The sequence below is a fragment of the Nocardia brasiliensis genome, from assembly GCF_011801125.1.
Classification (GTDB): Bacteria; Actinomycetota; Actinomycetes; order Mycobacteriales; family Mycobacteriaceae; genus Nocardia; species Nocardia brasiliensis_C.
Genome location: NZ_CP046171.1, coordinates 2,498,369 through 2,511,776, shown reverse-complemented (window position 1 = coordinate 2,511,776; position 13,408 = coordinate 2,498,369). Strand labels below are relative to the sequence as shown.

The 13,408-nt window shown below is 71.0% G+C and carries 12 protein-coding genes and 1 riboswitch; of the genes, 11 read left to right on the top strand and 1 reads right to left on the bottom strand.

The features are described from left to right. The first annotated feature begins 6 nt into the window (after nt 1-6). The 4 genes from F5X71_RS11390 to F5X71_RS11375 all read left to right on the top strand — a co-directional run bounded on the left by F5X71_RS11390 (nt 7) and on the right by F5X71_RS11375 (nt 4,407). A complete protein-coding gene (locus tag F5X71_RS11390; protein WP_167461912.1) occupies nt 7-1,569 on the top strand; it encodes a phytoene desaturase family protein in 1,563 nt (520 codons plus the stop codon). Then, complete coding sequence (locus tag F5X71_RS11385; RefSeq protein ID WP_167461911.1) at nt 1,566-2,432, top strand: carotenoid biosynthesis protein; 867 nt, start codon at nt 1,566-1,568, stop codon at nt 2,430-2,432. The genes F5X71_RS11390 and F5X71_RS11385 overlap by 4 nt, the downstream gene beginning before the upstream one ends. Nucleotides 2,433-2,512: 80 nt before the next feature. Beyond that, nucleotides 2,513-3,262: an LppM family (lipo)protein gene (locus F5X71_RS11380; protein WP_167466389.1), complete on the top strand. Its 750-nt coding sequence runs from the start codon at nt 2,513-2,515 to the stop codon at nt 3,260-3,262. Further along, nucleotides 3,232-4,407 (top strand): glycosyltransferase, encoded by a 1,176-nt coding sequence (locus F5X71_RS11375; protein WP_428981467.1) that lies wholly within the window; start codon nt 3,232-3,234, stop codon nt 4,405-4,407. The genes F5X71_RS11380 and F5X71_RS11375 overlap by 31 nt, the downstream gene beginning before the upstream one ends. 34 nt (nt 4,408-4,441) lie before the next feature. On the opposite strand, the gene F5X71_RS11370 is transcribed toward F5X71_RS11375, so the two are convergent. Continuing rightward, on the bottom strand, nt 4,442-5,383 hold the full coding sequence (locus F5X71_RS11370) for a hypothetical protein (RefSeq protein WP_238815840.1): 942 nt from the start codon (nt 5,381-5,383) through the stop codon (nt 4,442-4,444). Nucleotides 5,384-5,743: 360 nt separating this feature from the next. Further along, nucleotides 5,744-5,838, top strand: a riboswitch (SAM riboswitch). 188 nt (nt 5,839-6,026) lie between these two features. Between F5X71_RS11370 and F5X71_RS11365 the strand changes: the two genes are divergently transcribed. From F5X71_RS11365 to F5X71_RS11335, 7 genes are read left to right on the top strand one after another with little or no spacing between them, the layout of a single operon-like run. Then, the gene (locus tag F5X71_RS11365; protein ID WP_238815839.1) at nt 6,027-7,055 is read left to right on the top strand and encodes an amino acid ABC transporter permease; all 1,029 of its coding nucleotides are present in this window, start codon (nt 6,027-6,029) and stop codon (nt 7,053-7,055) included. Next, on the top strand, nt 7,052-7,828 hold the full coding sequence (locus tag F5X71_RS11360; RefSeq protein ID WP_167461910.1) for an amino acid ABC transporter ATP-binding protein: 777 nt from the start codon (nt 7,052-7,054) through the stop codon (nt 7,826-7,828). The genes F5X71_RS11365 and F5X71_RS11360 overlap by 4 nt, the downstream gene beginning before the upstream one ends. A 14-nt stretch (nt 7,829-7,842) precedes the next feature. Then, a complete protein-coding gene (locus F5X71_RS11355; RefSeq protein WP_238815838.1) occupies nt 7,843-8,802 on the top strand; it encodes an ABC transporter substrate-binding protein in 960 nt (319 codons plus the stop codon). A 4-nt stretch (nt 8,803-8,806) separates the two neighbouring features. Further along, on the top strand, nt 8,807-9,919 hold the full coding sequence (locus F5X71_RS11350) for an LLM class flavin-dependent oxidoreductase (RefSeq protein ID WP_167461908.1): 1,113 nt from the start codon (nt 8,807-8,809) through the stop codon (nt 9,917-9,919). Next, a complete protein-coding gene (locus F5X71_RS11345; protein WP_167461907.1) occupies nt 9,916-11,535 on the top strand; it encodes an ABC transporter substrate-binding protein in 1,620 nt (539 codons plus the stop codon). Before F5X71_RS11350 ends, F5X71_RS11345 begins: the two co-directional genes overlap by 4 nt. A 2-nt stretch (nt 11,536-11,537) precedes the next feature. Beyond that, a complete protein-coding gene (locus F5X71_RS11340; protein WP_167461906.1) occupies nt 11,538-12,548 on the top strand; it encodes an ABC transporter permease in 1,011 nt (336 codons plus the stop codon). Nucleotides 12,549-12,600: 52 nt separating this feature from the next. Further along, the gene (locus F5X71_RS11335; protein ID WP_238815989.1) at nt 12,601-13,407 is read left to right on the top strand and encodes an ABC transporter permease; all 807 of its coding nucleotides are present in this window, start codon (nt 12,601-12,603) and stop codon (nt 13,405-13,407) included. Nucleotide 13,408: the final 1 nt, after the last annotated feature.

The window sequence follows — 13,408 nt, the reverse complement described above, 5'->3', positions numbered from 1 at the left end:
GGTCACGTGACGGTGATCGTGGTCGGTTCCGGCCACAACGCGCTGGTCGCCGCCTGCTATCTGGCGTGCGCCGGACACGAGGTCGAGGTGCTCGAGCGCGACGAGGTGCTCGGCGGCGCGGTGTCGACGGTCGAGCGGTTCCCCGGGCATCTGGTCGATCGCGGGTCCTCCGCGCACATCATGATCCGGCACACCGGGATCATCGAGGAACTCGAGCTCGACCGGTTCGGGCTGCGCTATATCGACTGCGATCCGTGGGGTTTCACCCCGGCCGCCGGTGACCGCGCGCCACTGGTCTTCCACCGCGATCTCGACGCCACCTGCGCGTCGATCGCCGCGGCCTGCGGCGATCGCGAGGCAGGCGCGTATCGGCGCTTCGTCGCGGCGTGGGGTCCGCGCAGTGCCAGGGTGATGCGCGCGTTCGGCGGCGGGCCGACCCCGGGACGGCTGGTGCGCTCGTTCTGGGGTCTGGACGCGAAGCAGGGCGGCAGCGCGCTCTCGCGCGAGTTCCTGCAGTCCGGGGATGCCCTGCTGGACAGCTACTTCGAGGACGAACGACTCAAGGCGTCGCTGGCCTGGTTCGGCGCGCAGTCCGGGCCGCCGATGTCGGAGCCGGGCACCGCGCCGATGGTCGGCTTCGCCGCGCTGATGCACACGCTGCCGCCGGGGCGCGCGGTCGGCGGCAGCGGCGCGCTCGCCGCGGCACTGGTCGCGCGGCTGCGGGCCGACGGCGGCGTGGTGACGGCGGGCGACGCGGTCACCGGCCTGCGCCGGGCAGGCAAAGGCTGGCGGGTGCACACCGCGTCGGGCCGAAACCTGCACGCCGACAGCGTGATCGCGGGCACCCATGTGCTCACCACGCTGGACCTGTTGCGCGACGGCGGCTTCGACGCGGCCGTGCTCGAGGATTGGCGGCGGCGCATTCGGGTCGGCCCCGGGATCGGCATGGTGGTGCGGGCGGCCACCAGCGCGCTGCCGCGCTACCCCGGCGGCTCTCCCCCCGAATCCGCCCATGGCCTGCAGTTTCTCGTGTCCGATCGGCGGCAGCTCCGGCTCGCGCACGGCGCGGCCGTCGCAGGCGAGCTGCCGCCGCGACCGGTGGTGCTGGCGATGAGCTTCAGCGCGCTCGACCCGAGTATCGCGCCGCCCGGACAACATCAGCTCTCGCTGTGGGCGCAGTGGCACCCCTACCGCCTGGCCGACGGCAGCGCATGGGCCGCGCACGCCGACCGTGAAGCGGATCGGATCATCGCCGAAGTCGACTCCTACGCACCGGGTTTCACCGACACCGTGCTGCGCCGCCACGTACAGACGCCGGTCGAGCTGGAACGCGAGATGGGGCTGCTCGGCGGCAACGTGATGCACGTGGAGATGTCACTGGATCAGATGATGCTGTGGCGGCCGCTGCCGGAGTTGTCCGGCCAGCGCGTGCCCGGTGCGCCCGGGCTGTATCTCACCGGCGCGTCGACCCATCCCGGCGGCGGGGTCTCCGGCGCCAGCGGGCGCACTGCCGCCCGGTTGCTGCTGCGTGATCTGCGCGGCCGATTCGCGCTGCCGCGCCGACGATGACGCGCCCGCGCGAGGGACTGGCCCGAGTTCGGGTGACCGCGCGAATCGTGCTGCCCGCGGCGTGCGCGGCGCTGCTCGTGCTCGCCCAGATCTGCTACCCGCTCACCTCGGGCACCGGCCGGGATCGGGTCACCGTGGTGGTCGTCTTGCTCTCGGCCACAACGGCACTGGCGCACGCCACGGCGACGCGCGGCCTCCGGTTCGCGCTCGGGTTCGCCGTGATCGTGACCGGGCTCGGCCTGCTCGCCGAGATCGTGGGCACGGCAACGGGTTTGCCGTTCGGGTGCTACGCGTACGCGGTGGACCGACTCGGGCCCGCGCTGCACGGGGTGCCGCTGATCGTCGCGCTGGCCTGGACCGGTGGGCTCTATCCGGTGTGGGTGGTGGCGGGGCTGCTGACGCGCGGGGCGCAGGCGCGGATCGCGCTCACCGCGCTCGGCGCGGTCGGCTGGGATCTGTTCCTCGATCCGCAGATGGTCGCCGACGGGCAGTGGAGCTGGTGCGACACCGACGCCGGACCGCCCGGCCTCGCGCACATCCCGTACACCAACTACCTCGGCTGGTTCGCGGTGGCGCTGGTGATGGGCGCGCTCCTCAGCGTGTGGGCGCGCGTCGCGCCGGGTTCGTCCGCGAGGCTGGACGACACCCCATCCCGATCCGCGGATGTCGATGCACTGGTGCCGGTGGCGGTTTTCCTGTGGACGTGGCTCGGGTCCGCGCTCGCGCACGCCGTGTTCCTCGGGCTGCCGTACTCGGCGCTCTACGGCGGCGTCGGGCTCGGACTGCTCGGCGTACCGCTGCTGCTCCGCTACCGGCCGCGGCCCGAAAACCGAGGCATACGCGCTGCCCGCCCGGCTCGATGACGCGTGTTCCGCCCGTCGCGTGGGCATCCGGACGGAGGGCCTGGCACGATGTCCCCGTGCAGCCGAGTCCCGTCACCACGATGCCCGATGCCCCGGTCCTACGCTCGCCGCGGACACCCCGCCTCCCCAGGCGTATCGCCGCGGCCGTATTGCTCACGGCATTGCTGGTTCCGGTCCTCGCGGGTTGCCTGCGCGTGCAGGTCTCGATGGGCGTCTCCTCCAACGATCGGGTCTCCGGCCGCATCGTCGCCGCCGTCGTGCCGACCGACCCCAAGGACAAGGGCCCGCAGCTGAAGGCCCCCGACTCGCTCGCCGCGAAGGTGCGGGTCGAGCCGTACAGCCAGGACGGCTACGCGGGCAGCCAGGTGTTCTTCGAGGACATGTCCTTCGGTGAGGTCGGCCAGCTCGGCCAGCTGTCCGAGCAGACCCAGGGCATGTTCCAGTTGCAGTTCCAGCGCAACGGCGACCTGGTCAGCCTCAGCGGCCGGGTCGATCTGAAATCCGTGCCGCCGCACGGTTCCGACGTCCAGTTCACCATCGCGTTCCCGGCCCGGGTCGCCAAGACCAACGGCAACCGCGAGGGCGACAACATCGTGTCCTGGAAGCTGCCGCCCGGCGACGTCTCCACCCTGCGCGCCGAGGTGAGCTACGCCGACCCGAACACCCGCTCGTTCGCGGGCTGGGCGGGCATCGTCGGCGGCATCACCCTCGCGGTGGCCGCCATCATCGCCGCCATGGCCTACATGGATCGCAATCCCGCGGCACCTGGCGCGCCGACCGGGTTCTCGTGGAGCCGCTGGTGGCGCACCGTCAAACAGAATCGCTGGTAGCGCGCGTCGCGGCGCTGGCGACGACCGCCGGGACCGGCGTGGCGCTGGCTGGCGCCTGCGTCGCCGCCTACAACCGGATCACCGTGCGGCGGTTGACGACTCAGCCTGCCTACGTGCTCGAGCCGGTGACCGTGTGCGTTCCGGCACGGGACGAGGCCACCCGGTTGCCCGCGCTGCTCGCGGACCTGCGGGCGCAGCGCGGGCTCGCGCGGCTGCGGGTGCTGGTCCTCGACGACGCCTCCACCGACGAGACCTATGCGGTGGCGCGCGAAGCCGCGGCGGCGGACTCCCGAATCACGGTGGCGCGCAACGACGCCGAGCCCGAACACGGCTGGACCGGGAAAGCGGCCGCCTGCGCGCGGCTGGCCGAGCAGGTGCGCACCCCGGTGCTGGTCTTCGTCGACGCGGACGTGCGCCTCGCGCCGGACGCGATCGCGGCGGCGGTCACCGAGCTGCGCCGCAGGCGGGTGGCATTGCTCTCGCCGTGGCCTGCCCAGCGCGCCGAGTCGCGCGCCGAGGCGCTGGTGCAGCCGCTGCTGTGCTGGTCGTGGGCCGCGTCGCTGCCGATCACCGTGGCCGATCGGAGCCTGCGGCCCAGCACCGCGGTGGCCTGCGGGCAGTTCCTGGTCTTCGACACCGCCGCCTATCGCGCGGTCGGCGGGCACGGCGCGGTGGCAGCCAGCGCCACCGAGGATCTCGACCTCGCCCGCGCCCTGCGCCGGGCCGGGCAGCACACCGCCCTGGTCGCGGCGGGGCCGCTGGCCGCGACTCGAATGTACCGGGACGCAGCCGAAGTCGAGGCGGGCTATACCCGCTGGCTGTGGTCCGCCTACGGCGGCACGGTAGCCGGTGGCACCGCGGTGGGAGCACTTGCCGCCCTTGCCTTTTGGCTGCCGCCCTGGGCAGCCCTCGGCGCCAGGGGTCGCACCCGCAGGATCGGCCTGCTCGGATACACCGCGGCCGTCGCCGGCCGTCTCCTGGCCCGTTCCCTCGAACTCGGCGCTTCCCCCACCCCCACCGACCTCGCCGCCGCACTGGGCCACCCCCTCGCCATCGCCGCTTATCTCCGCCTGTGGGCCCGCTCCCACCGCACCCACCGCCGCGGCACCCTCACCTGGAAGGGCCGCGTCCTCCCCACCCCTTGACTCCCTGTGCCGCACCGCTTCTGGGGCACGAGTGTCAGGGGACTTCGGTGATGCCTACGGTTGGCAGGAAGAAGCAGGAGTCGGTGCCGTTCTCGACGGTGCCGAACACGGCGGCGAGGACGGTGCCCGATCCGGTGTCGACCGGGACGGCGCGGATGCCGCCGACCGGCAGCGCTGCCACGAAGAAGTCCTGCACGGCGCGTTCGGCGAGCGGGCGCAGCGCGGGTGGGACCTCCGGGGGCACCATCGCGCGGAACACGTCGGACAGCGAACCCATCGACGCCATGCCGCCTCGCCCGGTGGTCACGTTGAACCAGGCGACCCGCATCCCGCTGGTGTTCACGCTGTCGCGGCCGAGCCCGTACGGCAGGAAGGTGAACATGGTCTGCCCCGCCTTGACCGCCGACATATCGATCCCGGGCAACGTGATCGCCGTCTTGGGCCACGGCCCCGGCACCGCACCCGCCACCGCGGGAGCCAGCCCCAGCGTCGTGCCTTCCAGGCAGAACGGCGCCGCGGTCGGATAGAGGAACGGCTGCATCCCGAACGCCCGCAACCCATCGACCGCCGCCTGATAGGTCCCGAACAGATCCCCGGCCGTGATCCCGCCCTGCCCTGCCCGCCCACCGGACGCGCCCGGCCCGGCCGGCGGCACCACCGCGGCCCGAGGCGCGGCGCCACCGTCGGGCGCGCCCACCGCGGGCGGCGCCGCGACGAGCTCCGGCTCGGCCACCGCCTGCGGCGCCGCTTCTGGTCGAGCCGCCGGGGCGGGCAGCGGCACCGCTGCCCGAGCTGTTCCACCGTGGTCGGATTCGGTCGCAGCCCGAGTGGCAGCTGCCGAGGTCGCGACGGCGGGGCCGGCGGCCGAGGGAACGGGGTCAGGTGACGGAGTGGCGAGCGCGGGGGCGGCGGCCGCGAGGGTGATGGCGCAGGCGGCGGCGGTGGTGAGCATGGCCAGGCGGTGTGCTGCGGTCACAGGGGACCTCTTCTCATCGTCGACACGACCGGGAAGTGAACGGTACTCCGGCAAACGCGGGCACCACGCGAAATACGCCCTCGCTACTGTCCGGCGTGTCGTGGCGATCGCGCTGGTCCAGCTCCTGGACGCGGTTATCCGCCACGTGTGTCCCGCCGACCACTGCGCAGGCGTAGGGCGATCGTCCGATACTCGGCGAAGCGCGGGACGGCAGCGTACGCCCGGCTATCGGTTATAGCGCCGGGCGACGGACCCGACAAGGGCTACGCTCACGGTGATCGGTTTCCTTGTCTCGGGGTTCGCCTGCTGGGCATGATAATTCGGCTCGACCCTGGCATCGCCCGATGTCCGGATCGGCGTCAACCATCCAGAGCGACCGAGAGACCTGGCTCGTCGACGTCGCAGCAACCCCCCGGCTCACCGGGTGCGGGTGCTTCCGCCGGGACCGATGGAGGAACCGAAGTGATCAGCTCTGCTGTCCGCAGCACCCGTTGGGGTCGCCGACATATCGATCAGTGCAAGGTGAACTCCGCGAGCTGTCGAGGCTGACCCACAGCCAGAGTGTGCACCCGTCGCTGGCCGGGTGATGCGACCGGCGCCCGACGCGGCGCGGTCACGTTCGTTCTTCCGAAGGACCCCGACCATGAGTGAGCGCAGCGAGCGCACTGAGGGCCCGACCGCGACCGTCGTCCTGAGCGCGACCGCCACGCCAGAGGCGGGCGCGGCGGCTCCGCGCGCCGACGCCGAGGCGAGCGACCCGGCGCCGACCGTCGCCAAATCCTGGCACCCGTGGCGCTGGGTGGTCAGCGCGATCGCGTTGATCCTGCTCGCCCAGTTCGGGCACGGCCTGGCCACCAATCCCGGCTGGGATTGGCCGACATTCGCGAAGTACATCACCGCGCGGTCGGTGCTGTCGGCGCTGAAGGTGACGCTGGAGCTCACCGTGTGGGGCACCGCGCTCGGCTTCCTGCTCGGCACCGCGGTGGCGATCGCGCGACTGTCGAACAATCCGGTGCTGCGGGTGATCTCGTGGGCCTACATCTGGGCGTTCCGCTCGATTCCGCTGATCGTGCAGCTGCTGTTCTGGTTCAACATCGCCTACCTCTACAACACGCTCTCGGTCGGGATCCCGTTCGGCCCCGCACTTTTCACCTTCGAGGTGAACGGGGTGATCAGCGGGTTCACCGCGGCGGTGATCGGGCTCGCGCTGCATCAGGCCGCGTATTCGGCCGAGATCATCCGGGCGGGCATCATCTCGGTGGACGCCGGTCAGCTGGAAGCCGCCGCGGCCCTTGGCCTTCCGCGGGTACGGCAGTTCCGCACGATCGTGGTGCCGCAGGCGATGCGTTCGATCCTGCCGAACGCGACCAACGAGGTGATCAGCCTGTTCAAGGGCACATCGATCGTATCGGTGATGGCGATCGCCGAACTCTTCTACCAGGTGCAGGTGATCTACGGCCGCAACGGGCGGGTGGTGCCGCTGCTCATGGTCGCCACCGTCTGGTACATCGTGCTCACCACCGTGCTCTCGGTGGCGCAGTACTACATCGAACGGCACTACGCGAAGGGCGCGCAGCGCACGCCGCCGCCGTCGCCCCCGCGCCGCGCCTGGCTGAAGCTGCGCGAGATCGCCGAATCCGGTTCCGCCGCACCACGAGGAGCGACGCGATGACCGCCGCCACCGCCGCCACCGCCGTCGAGGTCCGCGGCGTCCGCAAGTCCTTCGGCGCGCACGAGGTACTGCGCGGCATCGACCTGACCGTCCGCTCCGGCGAGGTGGTGACGGTGCTCGGCCCCTCCGGTTCAGGTAAGTCGACGCTGCTGCGGGTGATCAACCATCTGGAGTCGCTGGACGCGGGCACCGTGCGCATCGACGGCGAGCTGATCGGATATCGCCTGCGCCGCAACACCTTGCACGTGTTGCCCGATCGCGAGGTACGCAGGCAGCGCGCCCGCATCGGATTCGTCTTCCAGCAGTTCAATCTCTTCCCGCATCTGACGGTGCTCGACAATGTCACGCTCGCACCGATTTCCGCGCAACGGCGCGACCGCAAGAAGGTCGAGGCCGAGGCGCGCGTGCTGCTGGACCGGGTGGGTATCGGCCCGCTGGCCGACGCCTACCCGCGCACCCTGTCGGGCGGCCAGCAGCAGCGCGTGGCGATCGCGCGCGCTCTGGCGTTGCGCCCCCGCGTGATCCTGTTCGACGAGCCGACCTCCGCGCTCGACCCCGAACTGGTCGGCGAGGTGCTCGACGTGATCCGCGACCTCGCCCAGAGCGGCACCGCGCTGGTGATCGTCACCCACGAGATCGGTTTCGCCCGCGAGATCGCCGACACCGTCGTGTTTCTCGACGCCGGCGCCGTCGTCGAGCAGGGACCGCCCTCGGTCGTGCTCGACCGTCCCGAACACCCGCGCACCCGCGCCTTTCTGTCCCGAGTCCGCTGATGAACAGGTATCCGATGAAGCTCTCCGCCCTGGCCACCGCCGCCGCGACCGCGGTCGTGCTGCTGGCCACCGGCTGCACCGATCCCGAGGCCGAGTCGCAGACTCCGCCCGCCGGTGCGATCTCGTTCGACCTCTCCGCCGCCCAGGCGGGCCGTGTCCGCGCACAGCAGGTGGACAGTATCGCCGCCGAAGTGCCGCAGGCGATTCGCGACCGCGGCACGCTGGTGGTGACCGGCGCGGCGGGCACCGCCCCGCCGCTGCGGTTCTACGCCGACGACGACAAGACCGTGGTCGGTTCCGAGGTCGATTTCGCCGCGCTGATCGCCGACATCCTCGGGCTGAAACTCGATGCGCAAGTGGCGGATTGGTCACAGAACTTCGTCCGCATCGACTCCGGCGAGGTGGACGCCTTCATCTCCAACGTGACGGTGACCGAGGAGCGCAAGGAGAAGTACGACTTCGCCACCTACCGCAACGACACGGTCGCGCTGGAGGTGCCCAAGCAGAGCACCCTCGAGTACAAGGACCGCAAGAGCCTGGCGGGCAAACGGATCGGCGTCGGCACCGGCACCAACCAGGAGCAATTGCTGGTGAAGTGGAATGAGCAGAACCGCGCCGACGGCCTGGCACCCATCGACATCGCCTACTTCCAGCAGGTCAGCGACTACTACCTGGCGCTCGCCTCGCAAAGACTGGACGGCTACATCGGGCCCAATCCGACGGCGATCTATCACTGCGCCACCGCGAACCAGACCAAGATCCTGGCCACCTTCTCCGGCGCGGGTGCGGAGTTGCAGGGCGAGATCGCGGTGCTGACCAAGAAGGACACCGGTCTGGTCACCGCGATCCAGCACGCCTTGAACTACGCCATCGAACACGGCGCCTACCAGCAGGTGATCGACCGGTGGAACCTGCGGTCCGAGCAGGTCACCGAGTCGCGGATCAACCCGCCCGGCCTACCGAAGCAGCGGTGATCGCATGAAGTTCCTCTTGTTCACCCTCGTCACCCGCGTCCCGGACCCGACGACCGGGCGGCTGCCCGGCACCAGGGAGCGGCTGCTGAACGTCGTCGAACAGGCGAAGCTGGCCGAGGATCTCGGCTACGACGGGTTCGCCGTCGGTGAGCGGCACGAGGATCCGTTCCTCTCGGCCGCGCCGCCGGTGATCCTGAGCCATCTCGCCGCGGTCACCTCGCGTATCACGCTGTTCACCGCGGTCACCACGTTGAGCCTGCTCGACCCGGTGCGCGCGTTCGAGGACTACTCGACCCTGGACAATCTCTGCGGCGGGCGGCTCGAGCTGATCATCGGCAAGGGCAACGGGACCGCACAGGCCGAGTTGTTCCACGTCACCACCGAGGACCAGTGGGACCGCAATCGTGAAGGCTACGAACTGTTCCGGGCGCTGTGGGACAGCGAAAGCGTCACCTGGTCGGGCCGGTTCCGGCCGGAACTGAACGACGCCAAGGCGTTACCGCGACCGTGGCAGCCGCGTATCCGGATCTGGCACGGCAGCGCGACGAGCAGGGACTCGGTGGAACTCGCCGCGCGCAACGGCGATCCGCTGTTCTCGGCCAACGTGACCTACTCGATCGAACCGTACGCGGAGCTGGTGCGTCACTATCGGGAGCGCTGGGCCTTCCACGGGCACGACCCGGCCGACGCGCTGGTCGGCGCCGGCACCGCGGGATTCCATGTGGCGCGCACGTCGCAGCAGGCCAGGGACGTCTACCGCCCGATCTTCGAGGCGCGACTCGCGTTGGCGCGCAGGCACGGTCTGCCGATTGTGTTCGAGACCGTCGACGACTTCCTCGACCGCAGTTCGGCGCTGGTCGGCAGCCCGGAACAGGTGCTCGACAAGGTGGGCAGGCAGCACGAGCAGTTCGGCCACGAGGTGATCCACCTGTCGGCCGAACGCGACGGCCGCCCCGAGATCGACTACCTGGACAGTCTCGCGCTGTTCCAGACCGAGGTGGCGCCGGAGCTGCGCCGTCGAATTCCCAGCCGCCCCTTGGCCACCGGCGCGGGCACCACCGACTTAGACCCCCGCGACGTCCTCGTCCGCACCGATACCTCTGGAGTTACCCCGTGATCCGACCCCGCCACCGCATCGTCGCGCTCGCAGCCGCCGTGGCCGCGGCGACGACGCTGGCCGCCTGCGGCACCGATTCGGCCGCGCTCGGCGCCGACGCCGGTCCGCCGCGGCCGGGCGGCACCCTGCGCTACGGCCTGTCGCAGGCACCGACCTGCTCGGATCCCGCACAGGCGGGCACCAACCAAACCCTGTATGTGACAAGGCAGATCGTCGACTCGCTGACCGACCAGGACCCGGCGACCGGCGAGCTCAAGCCGTGGCTGGCGCAGAGCTGGGAGGTCAGCCCCGACGCGAAAGTGTTCACCTTCCACCTGACCGACGGCGTCAGCTTCAGCGACGGCACCCCGCTCACCGCGGACTCGGTCAAGCAGACCTTCGACTCGGTGCTCGCGCTCGGCGCCGCCAAAGCACCGCTGGCGGGCAGCTATTTGACCAATTACGCGGGCACGACGGCGGTGGACCGGCTGACCGCGCGGGTCGAGTTCAGCAAGCCGAACGCGCAGTTCCTGCAGGCCTCCTCGACCACCCAGCTCGGCATCCTCGCCGCGGCCACCACCAGCAAGCCTGCCGAGCAGCGGTGCCTGGGCGACAACATCGGCAGCGGCCCCTTCGTCTACACGAACTACCGGCAGGACGCCTCCGCGACGTTGAGCAAACGCACCGGCTACCAGTGGGGTTCGGCGGTGTTCGGCCATCGCGGCGAGGCGTACCTGGACAAGATCGAGTTCACCGTGGTGCCCGAATCCGGCGTGCGCACCGGCAGTCTCGCCTCCGGACAGCTGGACGCGATCAGCGACGCGCTCCCCCAGGACGCGCCCCAGCTCGAGGCGGCGGGCGGTCGGGTGCTCAGCACCGCGAATCCCGGTGTGCCGTTCGGTTTCCAGCCCAACGTGACCCGCGGACCGCTGCGTGATCCGGTGGTGCGGCAGGCCCTGCTGCCCGCGATCGACCGCAAGCAGTTGGTGGACACCGTGCTCGGGCCGCAGTTCAAGCCCGCGACCAGCGTGCTGGCCAGCAGCACACCCGGCTACCGGGACTTCTCGGCCCGGCTGGCCTACGACCCGGCGAAGGCCGAGGCGCTGCTCGAGCAGGCAGGCTGGGTGCGCGGCGGTGACGGCATCCGGGTGAAAAGCGGTGAGCGCCTGTCGTTCTCGGTGCTCTTCAGCCAGGTGTTCGCGGGCAACCAGGCGATCATCGAGCTGGTGCAGCAGCAGCTGCGGCAGGTCGGGGTGGAACTGAAGCTGGACCTGGTGTCGATCGCCGAGACCACGGCCAGGCAGGGCAGGAAGGACTTCGACACCAGCTACGGCAACACCACCCGCGCCGACGGCGACATCCTGCGCACCTCGTTCGGCCTCGACGGCCGCAATCTCAATGTGCGCGAGCCGATTCCGGCGCTGGACGAGGCGCTCAACGGCCAGCTGAGCACCGCTGACACCGCGGCCCGCACCGCACTCATCGGCACTGCGCAGCAGCAGGTACTCGACGCGGGACTGTTGATTCCGACGGTCGAGCTGTCCCAGGCGATCGGCGCGGGCGCGACCACCCACGATCTGAGGTTCGAGGCCTCGGCCCGCCTGCAGTTCTTCGACACCTGGCTGAGCGGGCGATAGCGATGACGCGCTATCTGGCTTCGCGGGTGCTACAGGCGATCTGGGTGCTCTGGGCCGCGTTCACCATCTCGTTCGTTGTGCTGTACCTGCTGCCCGCCGACCCGGTCTCGATCGCGGCCGACGGCGCGGGCGCGGGAACCCCGGTGGACAAGGCCGCGATCGCCGAACTACAGGCCCGCTACGGGCTGGATCGCCCGCTGTGGGAGCAGTATTGGACCGCGCTCGGCCATGCCGTGCGCGGCGACCTCGGGCATTCCATCGTGACCGGCCAACCGGTCACCGGCGCGATCGGCGACGCGCTGCCCGCGACGCTCGAATTGGCCGGGCTCGCCCTGCTTTTCGCGACCGTCGGCGGCGTGGCGCTGGCCATCGCCGCCGCGTACACCCGGCGGCCGTGGTTGCGCAGCGCGCTCGGCGCGCTGCCGTCGGTCGGTGTCTCGGTGCCGACCTTCTGGACCGGCTTGCTGCTGCTGCAGCTGTTCTCGTTCCAGCTGCGCTGGGTGCCCGCGTTCGGCGGCCACGGGATCGCCAGCACCATCCTGCCCGCGCTCACCCTCGGCCTGCCGATCGGCGCGGTGCTCGCCCAGGTGCTCTCGGCCGGGCTCCGGTCGACCTGGCGGCAACCGTTCGTCGATGTGGCGCTGGCCAAGGGCGGTTCGCGCTGGTGGGTCCAGCGCAAGCACGTGTTGCGCCCGGCCAGCGTGCCCACCTTCACCATCGCGGGCGTGCTGGTCGGCAACATGCTGGCCGGCTCGGTGGTGGTGGAGACCGTCTTCGCCCGCCAGGGCGTGGGGCGGCTCACCCAGACCGCGGTACTGGCCCAGGACATTCCGGTGGTGCAGGGCATCGTGCTGCTCACCTCGACGGTCTTCGTCACCGTGAATCTCGCGGTCGACCTGTTGTATCCAGTGCTCGACCCGCGGATCGCCACCCGATCGAGGCGGGCGGCCGAGCCGAACGCGGCGCCGCGGCGCGCCACGGAGACCGCGGAGGGGGTCGCGAGCCGTGGTTGACGTCATCGAGGAGGGCCGCCGCGCCGTACTCCCCCGGCTGCGCCGACCCACGCTGCGCTGGAAGTGGTTGCGTGCCAACGCGGTACTGCTGCTCTCGGGCGCGGTCGCGCTGCTCGCGATCGGTTGGGCACTGTTGCCCTCGGTGTTCGCCGGCGGCGACCCGCTGACCGGAGTACCCGCGCAGAAGTTCCAGCCACCCAGCGCGCAGCACTGGTTCGGCACCGACAATCTCGGCCGCGACCTGTACACGCGGATGGTGCACGGCGCCGGGCTCTCCCTCACCGCGACGCTGGCCGCGGTGGGCATCGCCCTGGTCGCCGGGTCGATCCTCGGCCTGCTCTCCGGCGCCGCGGGCGGTGTGCTCGACACCGTCGTCATGCGCGTGGTCGATGTGCTGCTCTCGATTCCGTCGCTGCTGCTGTCGCTGGCGCTGGTCACCGCGCTCGGCTTCGGCACCCGCAATGTGGCGATCGCGGTGGGTGTTTCGCTCGTCGCCAACTTCGCCAGGGTGATGCGCTCCGAGGTGCTGCGAGTGCGGCAGGCACCGTTCGTCGAGGCCGCGCGGGCGGGCGGAGCCCGATGGCACACCGTGCTGCTGCGCCACGTGCTGCCCAACTCCTACCAGCCGGTGCTCGCGCTGGCCGCGGTCGAGTTCGGCATGGCCGTGCTCGCGGTCTCGGCGCTGAGCTTCCTCGGTTACGGCGCGAAACCGCCAACCCCGGAATGGGGCTCGCTGATCGCGGAGGGCCGCAACTACCTCGCCACCGCGTGGTGGATGACCACGCTGCCCGGCCTGGTCATCGTCGCGGTGGTGCTCGCCGCGCAGCGCCTTGGACGCGCGGCAGGAAGGAACGAATAGC